The organism is Kocuria atrinae, from assembly GCF_039531425.1.
GTDB lineage: Bacteria > Actinomycetota > Actinomycetes > Actinomycetales > Micrococcaceae > Kocuria > Kocuria atrinae.
This window is the reverse complement of sequence record NZ_BAAAQA010000015.1, coordinates 1-21137: the sequence shown is the minus strand read 5'-3', so window position 1 is coordinate 21137 and position 21137 is coordinate 1. Positions and strand designations below refer to the sequence as shown.

At 62.6% G+C, this 21137-nt stretch carries 18 protein-coding genes, 1 tRNA gene, 1 pseudogene and 1 riboswitch; of the genes and pseudogenes, 11 read left to right on the top strand and 9 right to left on the bottom strand.

The annotated features are described in order from the left end of the window. Nucleotides 1-56 precede the first annotated feature (56 nt). Nucleotides 57-977 carry a PAC2 family protein gene (locus ABD283_RS06680; RefSeq protein ID WP_344224203.1) on the bottom strand — a complete coding sequence of 307 codons (921 nt, stop codon included), beginning with the start codon at nucleotides 975-977 and terminating at the stop codon, nucleotides 57-59. Nucleotides 978-1194: 217 nt separating this feature from the next. Between ABD283_RS06680 and ABD283_RS06675 the strand changes: the two genes are divergently transcribed. The 4 genes from ABD283_RS06675 to ABD283_RS06660 all read left to right on the top strand — a co-directional run bounded on the left by ABD283_RS06675 (nucleotide 1195) and on the right by ABD283_RS06660 (nucleotide 6722). Beyond that, nucleotides 1195-2733: a leucyl aminopeptidase gene (locus tag ABD283_RS06675; RefSeq protein ID WP_344224202.1), complete on the top strand. Its 1539-nt coding sequence runs from the start codon at nucleotides 1195-1197 to the stop codon at nucleotides 2731-2733. Between the two features lie 181 nt (nucleotides 2734-2914). Continuing rightward, complete coding sequence (lpdA, locus tag ABD283_RS06670; protein WP_344224201.1) at nucleotides 2915-4282, top strand: dihydrolipoyl dehydrogenase; 1368 nt, start codon at nucleotides 2915-2917, stop codon at nucleotides 4280-4282. A gap of 115 nt (nucleotides 4283-4397) precedes the next feature. After that, nucleotides 4398-6248 (top strand): 2-oxoglutarate dehydrogenase, E2 component, dihydrolipoamide succinyltransferase, encoded by a 1851-nt coding sequence (sucB, locus tag ABD283_RS06665; RefSeq protein WP_344224200.1) that lies wholly within the window; start codon nucleotides 4398-4400, stop codon nucleotides 6246-6248. A gap of 123 nt (nucleotides 6249-6371) precedes the next feature. Continuing rightward, the gene (locus ABD283_RS06660) at nucleotides 6372-6722 is read left to right on the top strand and encodes a hypothetical protein (protein WP_344224199.1); all 351 of its coding nucleotides are present in this window, start codon (nucleotides 6372-6374) and stop codon (nucleotides 6720-6722) included. A 113-nt stretch (nucleotides 6723-6835) separates the two neighbouring features. On the opposite strand, the gene ABD283_RS06655 is transcribed toward ABD283_RS06660, so the two are convergent. Further along, nucleotides 6836-8635: a protein kinase domain-containing protein gene (locus ABD283_RS06655; RefSeq protein ID WP_344224198.1), complete on the bottom strand. Its 1800-nt coding sequence runs from the start codon at nucleotides 8633-8635 to the stop codon at nucleotides 6836-6838. A gap of 74 nt (nucleotides 8636-8709) precedes the next feature. Here ABD283_RS06655 and lipB point away from each other — a divergent pair, with 74 nt between their 5' ends. The 3 genes from lipB (at nucleotide 8710) to ABD283_RS06640 (ending at nucleotide 11379) form a co-directional block, all read left to right on the top strand. Then, nucleotides 8710-9411, top strand: coding sequence for a lipoyl(octanoyl) transferase LipB (gene lipB, locus ABD283_RS06650; protein WP_344224197.1), 702 nt, complete (start codon nucleotides 8710-8712; stop codon nucleotides 9409-9411). A 69-nt stretch (nucleotides 9412-9480) separates the two neighbouring features. Beyond that, complete coding sequence (gene lipA, locus ABD283_RS06645) at nucleotides 9481-10488, top strand: lipoyl synthase (protein WP_344224196.1); 1008 nt, start codon at nucleotides 9481-9483, stop codon at nucleotides 10486-10488. Nucleotides 10489-10629: 141 nt separating this feature from the next. Next, nucleotides 10630-11379, top strand: a complete 750-nt coding sequence (locus tag ABD283_RS06640; RefSeq protein WP_344224195.1) for a DUF4191 domain-containing protein — start codon at nucleotides 10630-10632, stop codon at nucleotides 11377-11379. Nucleotides 11380-11397: 18 nt separating this feature from the next. Here the strand turns inward: ABD283_RS06640 and ABD283_RS06635 are convergent, their stop codons facing one another. Then, nucleotides 11398-11844 (bottom strand): RDD family protein, encoded by a 447-nt coding sequence (locus ABD283_RS06635; protein WP_344224194.1) that lies wholly within the window; start codon nucleotides 11842-11844, stop codon nucleotides 11398-11400. Nucleotides 11845-12102: 258 nt separating this feature from the next. On the opposite strand from ABD283_RS06635, the gene glnA reads away from it, so the two are divergent. Continuing rightward, nucleotides 12103-13527 (top strand): type I glutamate--ammonia ligase, encoded by a 1425-nt coding sequence (gene glnA / locus ABD283_RS06630; RefSeq protein ID WP_344224193.1) that lies wholly within the window; start codon nucleotides 12103-12105, stop codon nucleotides 13525-13527. 181 nt (nucleotides 13528-13708) lie between these two features. Here glnA and mptB read toward each other — a convergent pair whose 3' ends face one another. Beyond that, nucleotides 13709-15289 carry a polyprenol phosphomannose-dependent alpha 1,6 mannosyltransferase MptB gene (gene mptB / locus ABD283_RS06625; RefSeq protein ID WP_344224192.1) on the bottom strand — a complete coding sequence of 527 codons (1581 nt, stop codon included), beginning with the start codon at nucleotides 15287-15289 and terminating at the stop codon, nucleotides 13709-13711. Between the two features lie 156 nt (nucleotides 15290-15445). Between mptB and orn the strand changes: the two genes are divergently transcribed. Both orn and ABD283_RS06615 read left to right on the top strand, forming a co-directional pair. Then, nucleotides 15446-16072, top strand: coding sequence for an oligoribonuclease (orn, locus tag ABD283_RS06620; protein WP_344224191.1), 627 nt, complete (start codon nucleotides 15446-15448; stop codon nucleotides 16070-16072). Nucleotides 16073-16176: 104 nt separating this feature from the next. Then, nucleotides 16177-16252, top strand: a tRNA-His gene (locus tag ABD283_RS06615). 126 nt (nucleotides 16253-16378) lie between these two features. Here ABD283_RS06615 and yidD read toward each other — a convergent pair. Beyond that, nucleotides 16379-16684 carry a membrane protein insertion efficiency factor YidD gene (gene yidD / locus ABD283_RS06610; protein ID WP_344224190.1) on the bottom strand — a complete coding sequence of 102 codons (306 nt, stop codon included), beginning with the start codon at nucleotides 16682-16684 and terminating at the stop codon, nucleotides 16379-16381. Nucleotides 16685-17675: 991 nt separating this feature from the next. Further along, a pseudogene (locus ABD283_RS06605) lies at nucleotides 17676-18782 on the bottom strand (zinc-dependent alcohol dehydrogenase); the annotation flags it as partial. A gap of 7 nt (nucleotides 18783-18789) precedes the next feature. Between ABD283_RS06605 and ABD283_RS06600 the strand changes: the two are divergent. Next, nucleotides 18790-19296, top strand: coding sequence for an SDR family NAD(P)-dependent oxidoreductase (locus ABD283_RS06600; protein WP_344224189.1), 507 nt, complete (start codon nucleotides 18790-18792; stop codon nucleotides 19294-19296). 69 nt (nucleotides 19297-19365) lie between these two features. On the opposite strand, the gene ABD283_RS06595 is transcribed toward ABD283_RS06600, so the two are convergent. The 3 genes from ABD283_RS06595 to ABD283_RS06585 all read right to left on the bottom strand — a co-directional run bounded on the left by ABD283_RS06595 (nucleotide 19366) and on the right by ABD283_RS06585 (nucleotide 21079). Continuing rightward, nucleotides 19366-19734, bottom strand: coding sequence for a DMT family transporter (locus tag ABD283_RS06595; RefSeq protein WP_344224188.1), 369 nt, complete (start codon nucleotides 19732-19734; stop codon nucleotides 19366-19368). Nucleotide 19735: 1 nt separating this feature from the next. Next, nucleotides 19736-20050 (bottom strand): DMT family transporter, encoded by a 315-nt coding sequence (locus ABD283_RS06590; RefSeq protein ID WP_344224187.1) that lies wholly within the window; start codon nucleotides 20048-20050, stop codon nucleotides 19736-19738. A gap of 12 nt (nucleotides 20051-20062) precedes the next feature. Then, nucleotides 20063-20129, bottom strand: a riboswitch (guanidine-III (ykkC-III) riboswitch). Between the two features lie 62 nt (nucleotides 20130-20191). Further along, a complete protein-coding gene (locus tag ABD283_RS06585) occupies nucleotides 20192-21079 on the bottom strand; it encodes an APC family permease (RefSeq protein ID WP_344224186.1) in 888 nt (295 codons plus the stop codon). Between the last annotated feature and the right edge of the window lie 58 nt (nucleotides 21080-21137).

Here is a 21137-nt window from a genome sequence, read left to right as displayed (position 1 = left end):
CAAGATCCTTGGGTCGCGGTGGGGATCGCGGCCCGGTTACTGCCGATACCGCGGAATCAGTTGTCCTGTTCGTCCTGAGAAGCGAGGAAGGCCTCGGCCGCGGCACCGAGTTCATCGGCGTCGGGCAGGTCGTCGTGGTCAGGACCAGCCAGAATGGAACGATGCGCTGAGGCATCGACCACGTCATCGTAACGCCGTTCCATGTTCTCGATGACGGATTGAATCTCCGGAGACGCGCTAGCCTGTTCGTTGATCTGTTGGATCACGCCGCGGGACGCTTCCCGCAGTTCATCCGTGGGCAGGGTGCGGCCCGTGACCGCGCTCAGGTGCTCGAGAGCAGCCACGGCGGCTTGGGGAAGATATGACTCCGCGAGGTACTGGGGCACGTGCACGGACAACCCCACGTGATCAATTCCAACATCCTGCAGGCGCAGTTCAAGCAGATGGGACGCGGAGGCACTGATTTCGAAGGTTGGCTTGTTCCCTCCCGTGCTGGGAAGCAGGTCCGCGCGCGGGCCATGGGCCGTAACCAGCATGGGCCGGGTATGCGGAACGGGCATCGGGATCCCGCTCACGAGCGCGACCAGGCTGACGTCCAAACGCTGAGCCAGGCCGACCACGGCCTGCGAGAATCGCTCCCACTGGGTATCCGGTTCGGGGCCGGTGAGGAGCAAGAAGTGGCGACCCAATCCGTCCGTGACCACGCGCAGTGTCAGTTCCGGGGCGTCCCACTCCTCGAAGTGGTCTTCCACGAACTTTACGTGCGGGCGGCGGGACCTGTAGTCGTAGAGCTGGTCCAGGTCGAACTGGGCCAGCGACTCGCTGGGCATGGAATCCATGACCACGGCCTCGATCTGGCCGGCCAAATGCCCCGCCTCCACATAGCCGGACAGCGCCACGATCATGGGCAGTCCGCGCAGTCGCCCATCCCCGAGCAACGCCGGGTCACTCCGGTACAGCGCCGTGGGATCCAGCACATCGACCTCCTGCAAGTAAAGGGGTGCGGGCGGCCCTAAAGATAGGACTATCGCCGCGCATTACATCAATCTGTATCAACGTCCGCGTGACCCGCCGGTATTCCCGCAGCGTACTGCGGATTTTTCGGCCCGTGCGGATAGGATCGGTGACGGTTCCCACGTTGCGATCCCCCTGGCGTGGGTAAGTGTCAGTGTTTCCGAACGAAAGGACACCCTAGTGACCACCGTGCAGGACATTGTTGAAATCAGTGATCTGAGCCTGGCCGTCAGTGCCAAGTCTCCCGCCGCTATCTCGGCCGACGCACTCGTCGTGGGCGTTGAATCCTCCGGCAAGACCGTGAACTTGGGTCCTGCCGCCAACTCCAAGCTGAGCCGCTCCCTGTCCCAGCTGGCCGAACTCGCGGGTGCTTCCGGCTCTGCAGATTCCGTCACCGTAGTACCGGCTCCTTCCAACGTCTCCGCCCGCTTGGTCGCGTTCACGGGTCTCGGTAAGGACTCCGCGGACGACGCCGCCGCTCACGCCGAGTCCCTGCGTCAGGCCGCCGGCGCCGCCGTTCGCCAGTTGGCGGGCAAGGCAACCCACGTGGTCGCGGCCCTGCCCACCACGTCCGTGGCGGAAGTGCAGGCCGTGGCCGAGGGCTTGGGCATGGGCGCCTTCAGCTACACCGCCCAGAAGGCACAGTCTCTGGACAAGCAGTCCACCCCGGTGACTTCGGCGACCGTGTGCGTGGCCAAAGATCTTGCCAAGCGCTCGCAGGCAGCAGTAGAACGAGCCGCCCACGTGGTCAAGGCCGTGCGCACAGCCCGCACTCTGGTGGATCTGTCCCCCGACACCGCTAACCCGGAATTCGTCGCGGACTACGCCACCGCCGCAGCGAAGGGCAGCAAGGTCAAGGTCACTGTCCTGGCCGAGAAGGAACTGGTCCGGGGCAATTACGGCGGCCTGCTCGGCGTGGGTCAGGGGTCCGTGAACGGCCCCCGCCTGGTGAAGCTCGAGTGGGCCCCCGCGAAGGCCAAGCGCCACGTTTCATACGTGGGCAAGGGAATCACCTTCGACTCCGGTGGCCTCTCCTTGAAGCCCCCGGCCTCCATGATGACCATGAAGTCGGACATGGCCGGTGCCGCTGCCGTGCTGGCCACGGTCATCGCCGCAGCCGAGCTGAAACTTCCCGTAGCCGTGACCGGGTGGCTCTGCCTGGCCGAAAATCTGCCCTCGGCCACGGCAACCCGCCCCGGTGACGTTCTCACGATGCACTCGGGTCACACCGTGGAGGTCCTCAACACGGATGCCGAAGGTCGCCTGGTTCTGGCCGACGGTCTCTGGGCCGCTGGCCAGGAGGATCCGGACCTGCTCGTGGACATCGCCACTCTCACCGGTGCTCAGATGGTGGCCCTCGGAAACCGCACCGCAGCGGTGATGGGTGACGAGCCCGCTCGCGACATGGTGTCCGAATCCGCTTCCGCTGTTGGCGAAGCCACCTGGGCCATGCCGTTGCCCGAGCACCTGCGTGCTTCTCTGAACTCCAATGTGGCTGACATCAAGAACATGGGAGACAAGTTCGGCGGAATGTTGGTCGCCGGATTGTTCCTGCGTGAGTTCGTCCCGAAGATCAAGGGAAACCGCGTTCCCTGGGCCCACGTGGACATCGCCGGGCCCTCTTTCAACGAGGGCTCCCCCTGGGGGCACACCCCCAAGGAAGGCACCGGCTTCGGTGTTCGCACTCTGCTGAGCGTGGCCGAAAACTACACCTCGTAATCGCACCGCCCGCTTCACCATGTGCGCCACGCGCCGGGGCCTCACGAGGTAGCAATACCTGGCGAGTCCCTGGGCGTGGCGATAAGGTGGGGACAAAACATCCAAGCGTCCGAATGCACCGCAGATCGGTACGACCGGAACGCTAGCAACGTCAATAAACTCGAACCCCGAGGGAGCCAACGTGGCCGACAACCAATACGACATTCTCGTCCTGGGCGGTGGATCCGCAGGATACGCAGCAGCATTGCGTGCAGTTCAGCTGGGTTACTCCGTGGCACTGTTCGAAAAGGAGAAGCTGGGCGGCACCTGCCTGCACTGGGGTTGCATCCCCACCAAGGCGTACCTGCATTCCGCCGAACTGGCCGAGGGCGCTCGGGAGTCGGAGAAATACGGCATCAAGGCCACCTTGGAATCCATTGACATGGGTGCGGTGCGCGACTACAAGAACAAGATCGTGCAGGGCAAGTTCAAGGGACTCACCGGCCTCATGAAAATGCGCAAGATCGAGGTCATTGCCGGTGAAGGCAAATTGACCGGCGCCAACACCGTTGAGGCCAACGGCACCACCTACAACGGCGAGCACATCATCCTGGCCACCGGTTCCTACGCCAAGACCCTGGGCATCGAGATCGGTGGTCGCGTCATGACCTCCACCGAGGCCCTCGAGATCGACTTCGTCCCCAAGTCCGCGATCGTCCTGGGCGGCGGCGTGATCGGTTGCGAGTTCGCCTCCATGTGGCGCTCCTTCGGTGTGGACGTCACCGTGATCGAAGGCCTGCCCCACCTGGTCGCCAACGAAGACCCCTCGATCATCAAGATCGCCGAGCGCGAGTTCAAGAAGCGCGGCATCAAGTACAACCTGGGCACCTTCTTCGACAAGGTCGAGCAGAACGACGACGGCGCCAAGGTCACCCTGGCGGACGGCAAGAAGTTCGAGGCGGACATCGTTCTGGTGGCGGTTGGTCGCGGCCCCAACACCGAGAACATGGGCTTCGAAGAACAGGGCATCCCCATGGATCGCGGCTTCGTGACTCCCAACGAGCGTCTGCACACCGGTGTCGGCAACATCTACGCGATCGGTGACATCGTCCCCGGCGTTCAGTTGGCACACCGCGGTTACCAGCAGGGCCGTTTCGTGGCTGAGGAGATTGCCGGTCTCAATCCGGTGATCGTCGAAGACATCAACATTCCCAAGGTCACCTTCACCGAACCGGAGATCGCGTCCGTGGGCTACTCCCAGCCCAAGGCCGAGGAAAAGTTCGGCAAGGACAACGTGGAGACCTTCGAGTACAACCTTGCCGGTAACGGCAAGAGCTCCATCCTGGGCACGGGCGGCATCATCAAGCTCGTACGCGAGAAGGACGGACCCATCGTAGGTTTCCACGCTATCGGCACCCGCATCAGTGAGCAGATCGGCGAAGGCCAGCTCATGGTGAACTGGGAGGCGTACCCGGAGGACGTTGCCGCGTTCATCCACGCTCACCCCACCCAAAACGAGGCCATCGGTGAAGCTGCCATGGCATTGGCCGGAGCCCCGCTGCACGGCTGATGTCGAGTCGTTGCCCGCCACCCGGCGGGCAACGACGGCTAGCCCACCAACGGGGTGGTCACCCGCCCCGACAACTTGAGAGCATTTCTACGTTTAGAGAGGGACGGACGAGACAATGTCTGAAACCGTTAACCTGCCCGCACTGGGCGAATCAGTCACCGAGGGCACCGTTACTCGTTGGCTCAAGGAAGTTGGCGAAGAGGTAGCCGTTGACGAACCCTTAGTCGAAGTTTCCACCGACAAGGTCGACACCGAGGTTCCCTCCCCCGTTGCGGGCGTCATCGAGAAGATCCTGGTCGACGAGGACGAGGACGTTGAGGTGGGCGCGCCGCTGGTCGTCATCGGCGACGGCTCCGGTTCCGATGACTCTGACGACTCCGGCTCCGGCTCCGAAGAGTCCGACGAGTCTTCTTCTGACGAAGCCGAGCAGGCTGAGGAGCCCGCTGAGGATTCCCAAGAGTCCGAGGAGAAGGAAGAGCCCAAGGAAGCACCGAAGGCCGACACCAAGAAGTCCTCCGGCAACTCCGTGGAGGTCACTCTCCCCGCACTGGGTGAATCCGTCACCGAGGGCACCGTGACCCGCTGGCTCAAGGAAGTCGGCGAGCAGATCGAGGTCGACGAGCCCCTGCTCGAGGTCTCCACCGACAAGGTCGACACTGAGGTTCCCTCCCCCGTGGCAGGCACCCTGCTGGAGATCAAGGTCCAGGAAGACGAAGACGCAGAGGTCGGCCAGGTCCTGGCCATCGTCGGCGACGAATCCGATTCCTCATCCGATGACTCCGGCTCCGACGACTCGGACGACTCCTCCTCCGAGGAAGCATCCGACGAACAGGTCGAGGATGCCGCCACCGAGGCAGACTCGGGCGAGAACACCGAACAGGCCGCCGAGGACAAGGCTCCCGCCAAGAAGGAAGAGCCCAAGAAGGACGACTCGAAGAAGGAAGAGTCCAAGCCTGCTCCCAAGCAGGACGACTCCTCTTCCGAGAAGCCCAAGTCCACCTCCGGCCCCTCTGAGGCTGCCGGCTATGTGACTCCGCTGGTTCGCAAGCTCGCCCGCGAGAAGGGCGTGGATCTCTCGACCCTGTCCGGCACTGGTGTGGGTGGCCGGATCCGCAAGCAGGACGTGTTGGCGGCCGCCGAGGAGTCCTCCAAGGCTTCCGAGTCCAAGGATCAGTCCGTGGACATGGCACCGGCCGTCGCAGGTGGTACCGAGGACAAGTCAGTTGCTCCGGAAGCGGATGCCAAGCGTGGCACCACCGAGAAGGCTCCGCGCATCCGCATGACCATTGCCAAGCGCATGCGCGAGTCCCTGGACGTGTCCGCACAGCTGACCCAGGTCACCGAGGTGGACATGACTCGCGTGGCTCAGCTGCGCACCAAGGCCAAGGATCAGTTCCAGAAGCGCGAGGGTGCCAAGCTCACCTTCCTGCCCTTCTTCGCCAAGGCCGCTGCCGAGGCGCTGCAGGCGCACCCGGTCCTCAACGCGACGTTCAAGGAGTCCGAGAAGGAGATCGTGTACAACGGCTCCGAGGACATTGCGATCGCCGTTGATACCCCGCGCGGCTTGCTGGTTCCGGTCATCAAGAACGCCGGTGACCTGAACCTGGGTGGTTTGTCCAAGCAGATCGCAGAGCTGGGTGCTTCCGCCAAGGATGGCTCCATCTCCCCCGATCAGCTGACCGGTGGCACGTTCACCATCACCAACATCGGTTCCTTCGGCGCATTGTTCGATACACCAATCATCAACCAGCCGCAGGTTGGCATTCTGGGTACGGGCACGATCGTCAAGCGCCCCATGGTGATCACCGACGCGGACGGCAACGACACCATTGCCATCCGTCACATGTGCTACCTGTCGCTGACCTACGATCACCGCTTGGTCGACGGCGCTGACGCCGGTCGCTTCCTCTCCACCATGAAGAAGCGTCTGGAAGAGGGCCACTTCGAGTCAGAGGTGGGTCTCTGAGCGTCGCTCGCTGACGCGTAGCGGTCAACCGTTCGGTTGATTTATTGCCGCCGGGACGTGTTCTGGGTCACCCAGGACGCATCCCGGCGGTTTTGTCCGTGGCGACTCCGATAGGGTCGGAGCATGGACTTCCTCTTCAGCCTCATGTTGTTTTTGCACTTTGTCGGCCTCGCCGTGATCATCGGTACCTGGATCTCCACGATGAAGCGACCCACCGTGTCCGTGGGTCAATTCTGGGCCGCGATCATCATGCTCCTCACCGGTCTCGCCATGGTGGCCCTGCGCGAAATGCAGGACGGTTTCGAGGTCAACCACATGAAGATCGGCATCAAGCTGGTCATTCTGTTGGTGGTGGCCGTGACCGCGTTCATCGGTATGCGCAAGACCAAGCGCGGTGAGCCCGTATCCACCGGTCTGGCTCACTCCGTGGGTGGCCTGGCTTTGATCAACGCCGCCATCGCCGTTTTCTGGTGATCATCCACCCCTGAAAATCTCACTCTGGAGCCCCGCCACGCCTCGCGCGCAGCGGGGCTCCTGTCATTGCCGGAACCGGAGGCGCATCTCTTGCACCTCCTCCAGCGCGCCACTCAACCCTTTCGTTCCACCGGAGTGACATCAACGATGCGCCAGCCGTCGTCGGTCTCCGTCACGGTGAGATGCACAGTTTGTCGAACGGTGGTGCCCTCTCGGTCCACGTGGGCCCGCTCAGGAATTTCCCCGTGCCAGCCGCCCGTCAGGATTTCCGCATAGAACGTGTGCGCTTGCCCATCGGGTGACGTGCCACGGTCGCCCGGAGCCGGTTCGGACCCGCTCACCGGTTCCATGCGGTCCACCTCCATGCTCAACCCGGACAGCGCCGTGTCATCGCCGGCAACGCCGTCTTGGCCTGCGGCGTGGGCAATGGTCGACCGATCACTTTCCGCCAGCCGGGATTCCGGAACATACACCGCTGCCAGCGCTGTACCGTCTCCCGTAGCCAATGCCTGGGCGCGCGAGGCCACGAGCTCACGCGCGGCATTCTCGACAGCCTCCGAGACAACGGGCCCAGGCTTGTCAGACTGCGCCGGCGGCGCTGCGTCCCGACTCTGGTCAGGGGGCGCCACGGCATCTGCGGCTGGACCTCCTGGCTCGGAGTCGTCGTTCTCGACAGTTCTCTGTTCGCTCTCACCCTGTTCGACAGCCACCGTCGAAAATTCTTCACCGGTCAGTTCGGCTATCCCGAACCACGCACAGCCAGTCAGTGCGGTCGCAGCCAAGGCCAGAACCAACGGCCTCTGCCACGGCCGATCAACGGACACGGTTGCTGTCGTGGCGCTCGACCCACGACGCGCCATCGGGCGCCGGGGCCGCCCCAGCTTCACCTCTGTACCGTCCGCTCGAACAATCTGCGGAGACTGAATGCGAGCTACCTTGGGCGCGGTCTTGGCGGTCGGGATAGCAGCGATACCCGCGGCGAGTTCATGAGCTGTTGGCCGCGTCGCCGGTTCGTCACTCAACGCCGCTTCTAACATCAACACCAGGCCCCGAGACGCCGCAGGACACACCAGAGTCAGAGGCACCCGATGAGAATCCGACCCGGGCACCCTCCCCGTGAGTGCCACCCACGCGAGTGTGGCCAAGGCCTTGACGTCGTCCGGCGGAGTTCGCGCAACGCTGCGATCCAGCACCTCTGGCCGGTCATCATGCCCCCAGGAGACCACTGGATCCGCAAGTGCCTGATCATCGCCGGGAGCACTCGACGCGCTCCCCACGGGTAGTCCGTAGCCGTCGACCCACACGCGCTCATCCTTGCCCAGGAGAATCGAGTTCGGGCTCAGAGTGCCGTGCACCCACCCGTGATCATGCAGGGTGCCCAGTCCCGCGGCCACCGCCGTGAGAATCGGAGAGATCTCGGAGGCGGGCACCCGACCGTCCTGCGCAATTCTCTGGGCCAGGGAGATTCCCTCTACGTGGTCCGTGACGAGCGCCTCCACGCTGTCCCCGCTTCCTATGGTGCCCCGCACCGGCACCAGGTTCGGATGAGTGGTACCGGCCCAGTGCTCGGCGACCCGCGCCATCCACACCTGTTGCGGCTGACGTTCCTCCGCGGAGGTACCCGTGGCAAAGGTGACCGTGAACTTTTCCCGGCTCTGCTCTTCCTTCGCGAGCCAGGTCCGCGCCCCTCGCCCCGACCCCAATTGTCCCGCGAGTTCCAAGCCCTCTGTGCGGGCCGCCGCCTGGTCACGGACAGATAGCTCATACGCGTCGTCGGCTTCCTGGGCATAGTCCAGCCCAGATTCGCCAGGTTCCCGTGACACCGGGTCCGAGGCTCCTGGCCGTGCCCCGCGCGGCCGTTGGGCCGCTAGGAGGCGTTGCTGGGCCCGGGTTCGCTTCTCTGGTGCGCTCATGAACACACTGTGCACCCAAATAGACCGGCCCGCTTGAGTTATCCACAGGCCCTCTTAAGGGATAAGCTGAGCGAATGGCTCTGCACTTCGAACGCATGGGGTTCGACCCGAACTTTGTGGACTACCGTTCCTGCCTTCAACTGCAGCAAGAGGTCCACGATCAAATCGTGGCCGGAGAACGCGGCAACACCGTGATGTTGCTCGAACACGACCCCGTATACACTGCCGGTCGCCGCGCTGAGAAGCACGAATACCCTAGGGACGGCACTGAGGTGGTCCCCATCGGTCGTGGCGGAAAAATCACGTACCACGGCCCCGGAATGCTTGTCGGTTACCCCATCATGCGCCTGCCGATCCCCCTGGACGTGGTCAAGGTGGTGCGAGTGCTGGAAGAAATCATCATTGCCGTAGTCAAAGATTTCGGAGTCGAGGCCACCACTGTGGAGGGCAGATCCGGGGCGTGGGTGCCGGCCGATGACCGCGGCCCGGACCGAAAGATCTCCGCCATCGGCGTGCAGGTCTCAAAACGTGTGACCATGCACGGGTTCGCCTTGAACTGCTCCAATGACCTGCGCCCGTTCGGCAAGTTCATCCCGTGCGGTATCACGGACGCCGGCGTGACCTCCATCAGCGAAGAGACGGGGAATCAGATCAACCCCGCCGATGTTGTTGAACGCATGGAACAGGAACTGGCGGCCCGGGAAAAAGACCTCTGTTTCCCTTTCGAGCCCGACTCACCCGCAACACCCCTGACCCTGAACTCTCTGGTCTCCTAAGCTGGGAGACAGTGACTCGCCTGCACCACCGCGTCAGGCACAACCGAGCGCCACAAGCGAGGAGTACGTATGACCATCGCGCCCGAAGGCCGCAAGCTACTGCGCGTGGAACAGCGCAACGCGTCAGTTCCGATCGAGAAGAAGCCCAACTGGCTCAAGAACACCGCCAAGATGGGCCCCCAATTCCAGGAATTGAAGTCCATGGCGCGCGGTCGCGGGCTGCACACGGTGTGCGAGGAAGCCGGTTGTCCCAATATTTACGAGTGCTGGGAAGATCGTGAGGCCACGTTCCTGATCGGCGGCGACACGTGCACCCGCCGTTGCGACTTCTGCGATATCGCCACGGGCAAGCCCGGCATGCTGGATGCTTCCGAGCCCCAGAAGGTCGCCGAATCGGTCCGCGATCTGAACCTGCGCTACGCAACCGTCACTTCGGTGGCCCGTGATGATCTTCTGGACGGCGGTGCCTGGCTTAATGCCGAGACCATTCGCAAGATCCACGAGCTCAACCCTTCGACCGGCGTTGAGATCCTGATCCCGGATTTCAAGGGCCAACCGGATGCGGTCCAGCAGGTCATTGACGCAAAGCCGGAGGTGTTCGCGCACAATCTGGAGACCGTGCCGCGCATCTTCAAGCAGATCCGTCCGGCCTTCTCCTATGAACGTTCCCTCGATGTCCTCACGCAGGGCAAGGAGAACGGCATGATCGTGAAGTCCAACCTGATTCTGGGCATGGGCGAAACGGACGAGGAAGTCTACGAGGCTCTGTGCGATCTGCACGATGCCGGTTGCGACATCATCACCTTGACGCAGTACCTGCGTCCCGGCCCCACGTTCCACCCCATCGACCGCTGGGTCACCCCGCAACAGTTCGTCGACATGTCCAAGCAAGCCGAGGACATCGGCTTCTTGGGCGTGATGGCCGGTCCCATGGTGCGTTCCTCCTACCGCGCCGGCAAGCTGTGGGCGCGCGCCATGAAGAAGATGGGTCGCGAGATCCCCGAGCACCTGTCGCACATCGACGATTCGGGTTCGGCCAGCCAGGAGGCTTCTTCCTTGGTCGCTCGCCTGAGCTGACCACGCACTTCCGGTACGACGACGCCGCCCGGCCGGGCGGCGTCGTCGTCTTGTGCCCTGCGTACCCCCAGAACGACTCAAGGCAACGCGTCAGCGGTTAGAATGGCCGCAATCCCCTACCAGCAATCGCGAGGAACAAAAGTGTCACCTAGCACCTCATCCACAGCCCGTGCTGTCGAGCGCGAACGAAAGCGCGAGGAGAAGCGCAAGCGTAAAGCGGCGAAGGGCCCGGGCATCTTTGCCCAGATGAAGCAAGTCTTCCAGATGACCAAGGAGCGGGAACCGAACATCCTGCTCTGGATGATCCTGCTGGGTCTGGGCGTGCTGCTGGTGTTCCTGCTGATCGGTGTGCTGCTGGGCAACTGGCTCACGTGGTTGCTGATCGGCATTCCGTTCGGCATTCTTGCCGCGGTGATCCTGCTGTCCAGACGAGCCGAGCGTGCCGCGTTCTCACGAATTGACGGTCAGCCCGGTGCCGCGGGTGCAGCACTGTCCACGCTCAAGCGCGGTTGGATCATCGAGGAAGAGCCCGCCGCCATGGACCCCAAGTCCAAGGATCTGCTGTTCCGCGTGGTGGGACGCCCCGGTGTGGTCTTCGTGACCGAAGGCCCCGTGAACCGCGTGGACAAGCTGGTCAAGAAGGAACGCCGCCGCATTGGCCCCGTCATCCAGAACGTGCCGATTCACGTGGTCAAGTCCGGCAACGGCGAGAACCAGGTGCCGTTGAGCAAGCTCGCCAAGCACCTGAAGAAGCTCGACAAGACCCTGACCAAGCAGGAAGTGCACGTGGTGTACAAGCGTTTGAACACGCTGCAGAACCGCCTGCCGATCCCCAAGGGCATTGATCCCATGAAGGCCCGCCCAGACCGCAAGGCCATGCGCGGACGCTGATCCCCCGGAGCGTGAAGGTCAGCGCACCTTCACCAGAATGGTTCCCACTGCCCGATCGTGGAGACCACGCTGATCCTGGTCGTAAATGACCGGGGGGATGACGAGACACAGCAACAACGACCGAATGGCCGCTTTGCCGAAACCGGAGGGGCGGCCATTCATCGTCTGTACCTGTAGTCCCATGACCCAGTGCCCCGGGGTGCGGCCGAAGGCACCCACCATGAGCACGTTGAGGGCGAACAGCACGGCAAGGTTCATGAGCCCGTTCTGGTTCCATTGCGCCAGGAACAGGTTGGCAATCACCATGGCCACGATCCAGTCGAAGCACAGACCGAAAACCCGCGGCACGAACCGTGCCACGGAAGCCGGGCCGTCAATGGGCCTGCCCAGACGTTCGCCCGGATATTCATTGGTGCGCGAAGGCCCGCCTTCGAGCCAGGAGCCAAGATCCTGCCGTGAAATCATGCTCTCAGCCTATCTGCCCTTCCTCTGTTCACTCAGCCATTCCCAGTAGACTGAGTGAGTACCGACCGGTCGGTGTTGTCCGGGATTCCAGGTTGGCCATGCGACCGCGCGCCTACGCACGTGTTACATGGTTGAAACATTGGTGTCACGGACGGGCAATGCCAGGTTCTTAGGATGGACATCAGAACCGAGCGCGGTGGTCACTCCAGGGTGACGCTGTCGCTGATCGGGACGCCCATACAGAAGGAGAACAGGTCCATGTTCCAGTCAGCCGAGGAAGTCCTCGCCTACATCAAGGATGAGGAAGTCGTTTTCGTCGACCTCCGATTCACCGATATGCCGGGTGTGCAGCAGCACTTCAACCTGCCCGCCAAGTCGGTGGACAACGATTTCTTCACCGACGGACAGTTGTTCGACGGTTCCTCCATCCGAGGCTTCCAGGGAATTGCTGAATCGGACATGCAGCTGATTCCGGATCCCACGTCCGCTTTCGTGGATCCCTACCGCGTGGAGAAGACCCTGGTGGTCACCTGCTCCATCGTGAACCCCCGCACCGGCGAGCCTTACCACCGCGATCCCCGCGGCGTGGCCGAGCGCGCCGAGGCTTACCTGAACTCCACCGGCATCGCGGACACCGCGAACTTCGCCTCCGAGGCCGAGTTCTTCGTGTTCGACGACGCTCGCTTCCAGGTTTCCCCGGAGAGCACCTTCTACAAGATCGACTCGGAAGAGGCTCCCTGGAACTCCGGTCGCAAGGAAGAGGGCGGCAACCTGGCCAACAAGACCCACACCAAGGGCGGCTACTTCCCGGTGTCCCCCGTGGACAAGCAGGCTGACCTGCGCGACGCCATGTGCGTTGCCCTGGACGAGGTCGGCTTGTTCGTGGAGCGTTCCCACCACGAGGTGGGCGCAGCCGGCCAGGCAGAGATCAACTACCGTTTCTCCACCCTGACCGCCGCCGCGGATGACCTGCTGAAGTTCAAGTACATCATCAAGAACACCGCGGACATGTTCGGCAAGACCGTGACCTTCATGCCCAAGCCCGTCTACGACGACAACGGCTCCGGTATGCACTGCCACCAATCCCTGTGGAAGGGTGGCGAGCCCCTGTTCTACGACGAGAAGGGCTACGCGGGCCTGTCCGACGTGGCACGTTGGTACATCGGCGGTCTGCTGGAGCACTCCTCCGCAGTGTTGGCGTTCACCAACCCGACCGTCAACTCCTACCGCCGCCTGGTCAAGGGCTACGAGGCACCGGTCAACATGGTGTACTCGCAGGGCAACCGTTCCGCCGGTATTCGTATCCCCATCACGGGCACTAACCCCAAGGCCAAGCGCTTGGAGTTCCGCGCCCCGGACCCCTCCTGCAACCCGTACCTGGCCTTCGCAGCTCAGCTGATGGCCGGTTTGGACGGTATCCGCAACCGCATTGAGCCGGCGGATCCGATCGACAAGGATCTCTACGAGCTTCCCCCCGAGGAGGCCAAGGACATCAAGAAGGCCCCGGGCACCCTCGAGGAAGCGCTGCAGGCCCTCGAGGAGGATCACGAGTTCCTGCTTGCCGGTGATGTCTTCACCGAGGACCTCATCGAGACCTGGATCGAGTACAAGCGTGAGTACGAGCTCAAGCCGCTCTCCCTCGTGCCGCACCCCCTCGAGTTCGAGCTCTACTACGGTGTGTGATCCGCTGATTCAGTGGTGAATTGATCGGGCCCCGACCAACGCACGATGGTCGGGGCTCTTTCGTGTCCTCGTCTTGTGTCGCTCTTTGTTCAACGACGACGCCCGAGCGGCCGAAGGCGGGCGCGCGGATCGTGGCCCTGCGGCGTCGTCGTGAGAGATGCACCCACCCGCAAGCAGGCTTCTAGCGGGTGGTGGTGTGCATGTCCGCTCGGTAGCGGGAGCGGAACAGTCGTTTGGTGGCAGGGTCGAAGAGCCAGAGATACACGCCGAAGGTCAGCGCCACAATCGCAGAGATGACCCGCGCCGAGATGAGGCTCAGGTCCAGATAGGGAAAGACATCCAGCTGGTCGGCCACGGCGTAAATGGTGAAGAACGCAGTGAGGAAGAACAACGTATCCAGCTGCCAGTCACTGCGGATACCGGTGATGGCGAACAGCGGGATCAGCCAGACCACGTACCAGGCCTGGATCATGGGGGCCAACAGCACGAGGGCGGCGAAAGCCCACGCGAGGCGGCGGAAGATCTTGGCGTCTCGGCCCACGAACATGAGCGCCAGAACGACCAGGGCGGACAGCACCGTGCCGATGTTGTGCACCACGTCCATCCAGACCCGCCCGTTGGACGCCAGGGAATCGCCGACAATCATGGCGAGGAAGCCGATCAGTCCAATGGGCGCGTACCAGATGAACACCGTGCCCGGTGTGGACATGGCCGCCACCCAGCCGAAACCGAACCCGTTGATCAGCCCCATGAGGCCCAGCAGAGCCAGGGAGTATGCAAGGGTCAGTGCCCAAATATAGAAACGGCGAGGCCAGGACGCGCTGCGCCCCGCCCAGAGCAAACCGATGAACGGTAGAAATACCAGGGTGATGGGCTTAATACCGATCGACAAAGTGACGAGCGTGGCACCGAGCAATCCACCCTTCCAATTGCGCTGAACAGCCGCGGCATAGATGCCGAACAGCGCGAGGGCCACCATGATCGCGTCGTTGTGGACAGCCGCGATGAAGTTCGTGAGGAACAGCGGGTTCGCCACGGACAACCACAGGGCGCGAGCGGGTTTGACCCCGTGCATCCGTGCCAACCTGGGGATCACCCACATGCAGGCGATCACCGACACCACGCACATCGCGCGGAAAAGCATGACCGAAGCATCGGGGCTCGCATTCGTGACCATCACCACGAGTTGTTCGAGCCACAGGAACACGGGTCCGTAGGGTGGCGGGGATTCGGCCCAGAGTTGGTCCGCACCCAGCTGGAAGAAATTCTCGATGGTCGACACGCCATGCTCGTACGGGTTGAGTCCGCTCTGCATCACGCGGCCCTGGCCGATGTAGGAGTACACGTCGCGGCTGAACAGTGGGACCGTGAAGACCATGGGAATCGACCATGCCGTGATGGCGGCCAGCACCCATTTGCCGCTGCCATCACCCCATTTGTTGAGCTTCTGCCCCAGCCGCAGCCACTCGCGCACCAAGATCATGCTGCCCACGGCCAGGAGCAGGATGGAGAGCACCACTCCCCCGGTTTCATAGCGCATCCAAATAATCAGGGGGTTCTGCCGCAGTGGCGAAATGCTGGCCAACCAGCCCACGCCCAGCGATCCGATCATCACCATGAGAGAGCCAATGGCCCCCATGATCACTGTCCGGAGCGGCGACTGTGAGGTGTAGGCAGATCCCTGGCGAGTGGCCAGAACAGTTCCCGGGTGGGGGTCCGAATTGGAGCGGTCGGCAGCCTTGGGGTTGCTCTTCACAGCCATGCCTCCAGGTTGCCTGTCGCTGAATATTGTGTCTCACCCTACCGACGCCGCCGCGCGGGCAGACCTGCGAAAGGCCCCGGAGCGGCGTCGGCCTGAATCCTATCGCGATGCGCGGGGCGCACGCGCGGCGGCCTCCGGCGCGGTAAGTTAGAGGACGTGTCTATTTCTAATCAGAGAATCGTGTGGATCGACTGCGAGATGACGGGACTGTCCCTGTCCGACGACGCCTTGATCGAGGTGGCGGCGCTCGTGACAGACGATGAGCTGAATGTCCTGGGTAACGGTGTGGACGTGGTCATCAAGCCGACCGAGGCCGCGCTGGAGCAGATGAATGACTTTGTGCGTGACATGCACGTGAAGTCCGGTCTGCTGCCCGAGTTGCCTCAGGGTATGGGGATGGAAGAAGCCGAGGCCGAAGTTCTCGAGTACATCAAGGAATGGGTTCCCGAGCCCCGCAAGGCTCCCCTGGGCGGTAATTCCGTGGGGACGGATAAGACCTTCCTCAGTCGAGACATGCCCAACTTGGTGGACCACCTCCACTACCGCGTGATCGATGTCTCCACCATTAAGGAACTCGCACGCCGCTGGTACCCCCGCGCCTATTTCCAGGCGCCGGAGAAGACCGGCAATCACCGAGCGCTGGGTGATATCGAGGATTCCATCGACGAACTGCGCTACTACCGGCAGATCCTGTTCGCGGCAGAGCCCGGTCCCAGCTCCGACGACGCCCGCAAGGTTGCGGCGTTGATCAACGCTTCCCGGACGCGTTCCGGCAACGCCTGACCGGCGATTTCCACGTCGCGTGCCCGATGCGGAGTTAACGCGAACTTTGCGCTATAGTGGTCGTCGTTGCTCGCGCAGGTGTTCCACCTCGTGACGAGTACATGGTGGGCGTAGCTCAGTTGGCAGAGCGCCTGGTTGTGGTCCAGGAGGTCGCGGGTTCAACCCCCGTCGTTCACCCCAGTTGCTCGAGGTCCAATTTCTTGCCCAAGGAAATCCTTGGCTGGAATTCGGGCCTCGAACTGTTTAACGACTGAGGGCCCCTGTGCGAACAGAGGCCCTCAGTCGTCATCGGTGCCTGAAACGATTCTAGAAGCGGATCGGGATGGGGATACCTCCGCAGCAGCAAACACCTTGCACGCGCGGACGGTCCCTACCGAGCATCATGGCTGCTTGGTAGCACGCCGCGAACTGGATCATGGTGGGTATAACGCCTCTCATGAGCCCGCGTTCGGCGAAGATATTTCGAATCACCCCTGAGCAAGAGTCCTCGCCACGAGCCACGAGATAGGCGCAATTGAATCCCTTGCGCGGTGAGATGTAGCGCTGGTACCCGCGGATGGCAAGATCCACGCCCTTGCGAGGAACGGAAGTAACCCGGCTTAGTGTTGTCATGGCCCAACCCTACCCCTGGACGAATTCTCGACTGGCCGACTCTATGAGCAGGTGTAACCGGGCGGTGTTAACGTGTAGGGGGACGGGCTGTCCTCCATAGCATGGACAAGAGGGAGAATATGAACGGGCTATCTGAGGCGCAGATTTCACGGCGATCGATCGCGAAGGGCGTCGCGTGGGCCACACCCACCGTCATTGCAGTGAGTACGGTCCCTGCGTTCGCTGTGTCGCCGCCGTGCTTATACGAGAAGTGAATATGTCCACCTCGAACGCCACCTCGGGCACTCAGACCTACACCGCGAGAAGCTCCACGGGCAAGACTCTGATGTTCACCGCCACGAGCAGCCTGAGCGGTGCCACGGGAACTCCCGTCAATATGACGAACGGTATGAATGCTCGGCGCGCTACTTCCACGTGCGGCCAATACAGCACAACAATTCAAGTTTCCAAGAAAATGGATTGCTGCTGGCCCAATACGCCACTGGTGCGAACACATGCAGTGCCACCACCACCAACTCGTCTCAAACCGTCATTTTCAGAGTCACCGAGGCCGGCGGCAATCCCGTCGCTGTCCAGGGTGGTTCCATGACGGTTGTGGACATCACCTCGCAAGCAGTCACAGTGACCCCGGCTAACTGGCGTCGCTAGTGGGACCAAGTCACCTTCTCCGAAACAGCCACCCGCACCGGCGGCACGAACTCAGGGTTGAATGCGACTCGCGGAACCACGTTCTACGTCACAGGAAACAACCAAGTCTCGGCAACCACTAAGGTCACCGACAATTTCTTCTTCACGCAATTCCCCACGTCAGTGACCTACGGTCAGCGTGGTTCGTACTACGGTGTGCAGTTCATCCAGCTGAGGAATATCCAGTTCTACGCACCCTGCTGAAGTTTCAGGCGGGGTCTTCGGCATGGTGGTGGACCGCTTCGGCACGGACTGAATGCGCAACATCCAGCCCGCACCGAACGATCAGGAGAATTGGGTCCGGTTACGGCTTGAGCACCACCTTGATGCAGCCGTCGCTCTTTTCCTGGAACATCTTGTAGGCCTCGGCAGCATCCTCCAGGGACACGCGGTGGGTCGCGAAATGATCCAGGCCCAAGGTGTCATCGGGCTCAGAAACGATTGACAGTAGGTCATCGGTCCACTGCTTCACATGGCACTGACCCATGCGCATGGTGATGCCCTTGTCGAACATGGTCATCATGGGCATGGGGTCTGCCATGCCCCCGTAAACACCGGACAGCGATACGGTGCCGCCACGACGGACCGCATTGATCGCCGTGTGCAGGACCTCGAGCCGGTCAATGCCCACGTTCCCGATGGCCGCGCGCCCCAACGCCTTGGGAAGCCTCGCGGCTCCGGCAATAATCTTTTCGGACACGGGGTTTCCGTGCGCTTCCATACCGACAGCATCGACGACGCCGTCAGGCCCCCTACCGTCCGTCATCTCGCGTAGCGTCTCGGCCACGTCCTTCACGGTTCGGCGGTCGACGGTCTCCACGCCCCACGATGTGGCGAGTTCCAGGCGCTCGTCCACAAGGTCCACGCCGATGATGCGTTCCACGCCCATCTGTTTGGCGGAACGAACGGCCATTTGCCCCACCGGTCCCAGGCCGATCACGGCCAGAGTGTCACCGGGGCCTACGTTGGCCCACTTTACTCCCTGCCACGCGGTGGGCAGGATGTCGCTGAGATAGAGGAAACGCTCATCGGAATAGGTCTCGGGAAGTTTGACCGGCCCGAAGTCCGCGTGCGGCACCCGGACCATTTCCGCCTGACCGCCGGGGACAGATCCGTACAAGGACGAGAACCCGAACAGCATGGCGCCCTTGTCCATGGACTTCACCTGAGTGGTCTCACACTGTGCATAGAGTCCGCGATCGCACATCCAGCACTCACCGCAGCCAATGGTGAACGGGACCACCACGCGATCACCCGGTTTGAGATTGGTGACCTGCTCCCCCACCTCTTCCACAATGCCCATGAACTCGTGACCGAGTACATCGCCGGGCGAAAGATATGGGCCCAAAACTCCGTAGAGATGCAGATCCGAGCCACAGATCGCAGTGGACGTAACCGTAGCTTCTGTTGGCGGGCTCGTGTCCCCTCCTCACCTGTTGCCCTACGCGACCGCCAAATTCGGCGCGGTCGGGTTCAGTGAGGGCTTATCCTCAGCCCTCGCGGGGTCCGGAGTCACGGCCACCACAATCGCACCGGGTTTGATGCGCACCGGCTCCCACGAGCGAGCCTTCTTCACCGGCCAATCCGAAAAAGAATTCGCATGGTTCGGCCCCGCGGCTTCATTGCCCTTGCTGTCCATGAACGCGGACCGGGCGGCGCGAATCATTATGGACGGGGTGCTGGCCGGTAAGCCCACGGTACTTGTCGGATGGCTTCCCAAGGTTGCACACCGGGTTCACGGACTTGCACCGGGACTGACCACGCGGGCCATGGGGATCGCCAACCGTTTGCTGCCCGGTGCGCGCTCGGATCAGGCCGGGCTTCGAGAAGGCCGCGATGCGGCGTCGGGTCTGAACTCGAAGGTTGTCCGGGCTCTGACCACCCTGGGTTCCAAGGCTGCGCGGAAGAACAACGAACGGTCCTGATGGCGTGGGCCTACATGCAGAAACCCGGTGCCCTGCAGAATCAGCAGGGCCCCGGGTTCTCTTGGTCCGTCAGCGGGTTGCCGAGGAACCAACGGACTCGGTCTCCGCAGCCCTACCCGGTTTACTCGGCACCAGTTTCAGACCAACTACTGCGGCAATGATGCCCGAAATGAAGATGATCTTCCCGAGCGAAACGCTCTCGGTGCCGGTAGCCATCGCGTAGATCACCGTCAACGCGGCGCCGACGCCGGTCCACACGGCGTACGCGGTTCCAATGGGAATGTGTTTGGCGGCCCAACCGAGTCCCGCCATGCTCACGGCAAGTGCGGCGAAGAACACGATGCTGGGTGCGAGCTCACTCAGGCCGTTGGATTCGCCGAGCGCGGTGGCCCAGACGGCTTCGAAGACGGCGCTGATCAGAAGCACGATCCATGGCATGTCAGCTCACCACCTTCAGACCGATCACGGAGCTGACCAACAGCACGAGCAGGAGCACCCGTGCGGTCGTTGGACTTTCATAGCCCTTCACGAAGCCCCAAATCACGGTGAGCGTTGCACCGATGCCGACCCACACCGCATAGGCGGTGCCCGTGGGCAGTGAGGTCATGGCCCACGCGATGCCAGCCATGCTCAGTGTCATGCTGACAGCAAATATGAGAGTGGGGATTTTACGTTTGAATCCGTGCGAAGCTCCCAGGGCGGCGGCCCAGACGGCTTCGAGCATGCCGGACAGAACAAGCATGATCCACGCCATGACGTGCGTCTTTCTGAGTCAGTCTTGTCGTGGTGCGGGTACTGCTCCCTCGTCCGCGAGCCCTGATGCCGGGCTCCGATTCTGAAAGTAGCAAACGGGGCTACCTTATTTCCAACCAGTCGGCGGTGAGGTACAACTCCATCACCGGTCAGTTCTAGCACCCCGGTTGCGCACCAACACGACTCGGTACAAGACCCCGGCTGCCACCAGCACGACTCCCCCGATGATCGACTCGATCGGCAAGGCGGCCACCACCACCAGGCACAACAGCGCACCGACGATCTGCACCACCGTGGCATACATCCGCGCCTCGCGCCCCTGTGTGTACGCGGAGACGTTCGCCACGAAGTAGTACAGCAGCACTCCGAAGGACGAGAACCCTATCGCCCCGCGCAGATCCATGGTCAGCACCAGCACGATCACCACCGCGCCCAGAACCAGTTCCGCACGGTACGGGACGCTGTGGACGGGATGCACAGCGGACAGCCATGCCGGGAGGTCCCGGTTGCGGGCCATGGCCAGGGTCGTCCGTCCAATTCCGGCAATCAACGCGAGCAACGCTCCCAGTGCCGCTGCGGCCGCACCAATGCGGACGACCACGCTCGTCCACTCCCAGCCGCCGGCCGCAGCAACGTCAGCGAGCGGCGTCGTGGTGGAAGCAAGGTGTGAGGAACCCAGGGTCGAAAGTGAGACCAACGCGATCACCGCGTAGACCGCGAGCGCGCCGAATAAAGCGATGAGGATCGCGCGCGGAATGGTACGGGACGGCTCACGGACTTCCTCACCCATGGTGGCGATCCGCGCATAGCCGGCGAAGGCGAAAAACAGGAGGCCCGCCGATTGGAGGATGCCGTAGAAACCGCTGGGGGCACCGTCGCCCATCAATCGGGACGAATCTACCTCACCAGAAACCAACCCGGCGACCACCACGAGCACGAGGACCACGAGCACGACCGACACGATGATCTTGGTGAGTCCTGCGGTGCGCGTGACACCGAAGTAGTTGACCGCAACTAAGCCTTGATCCACCGATGAGCATGCTGGGCTTGGGTCGCAATTAAAGACGGGATGCCCGTCTGACCGGGAA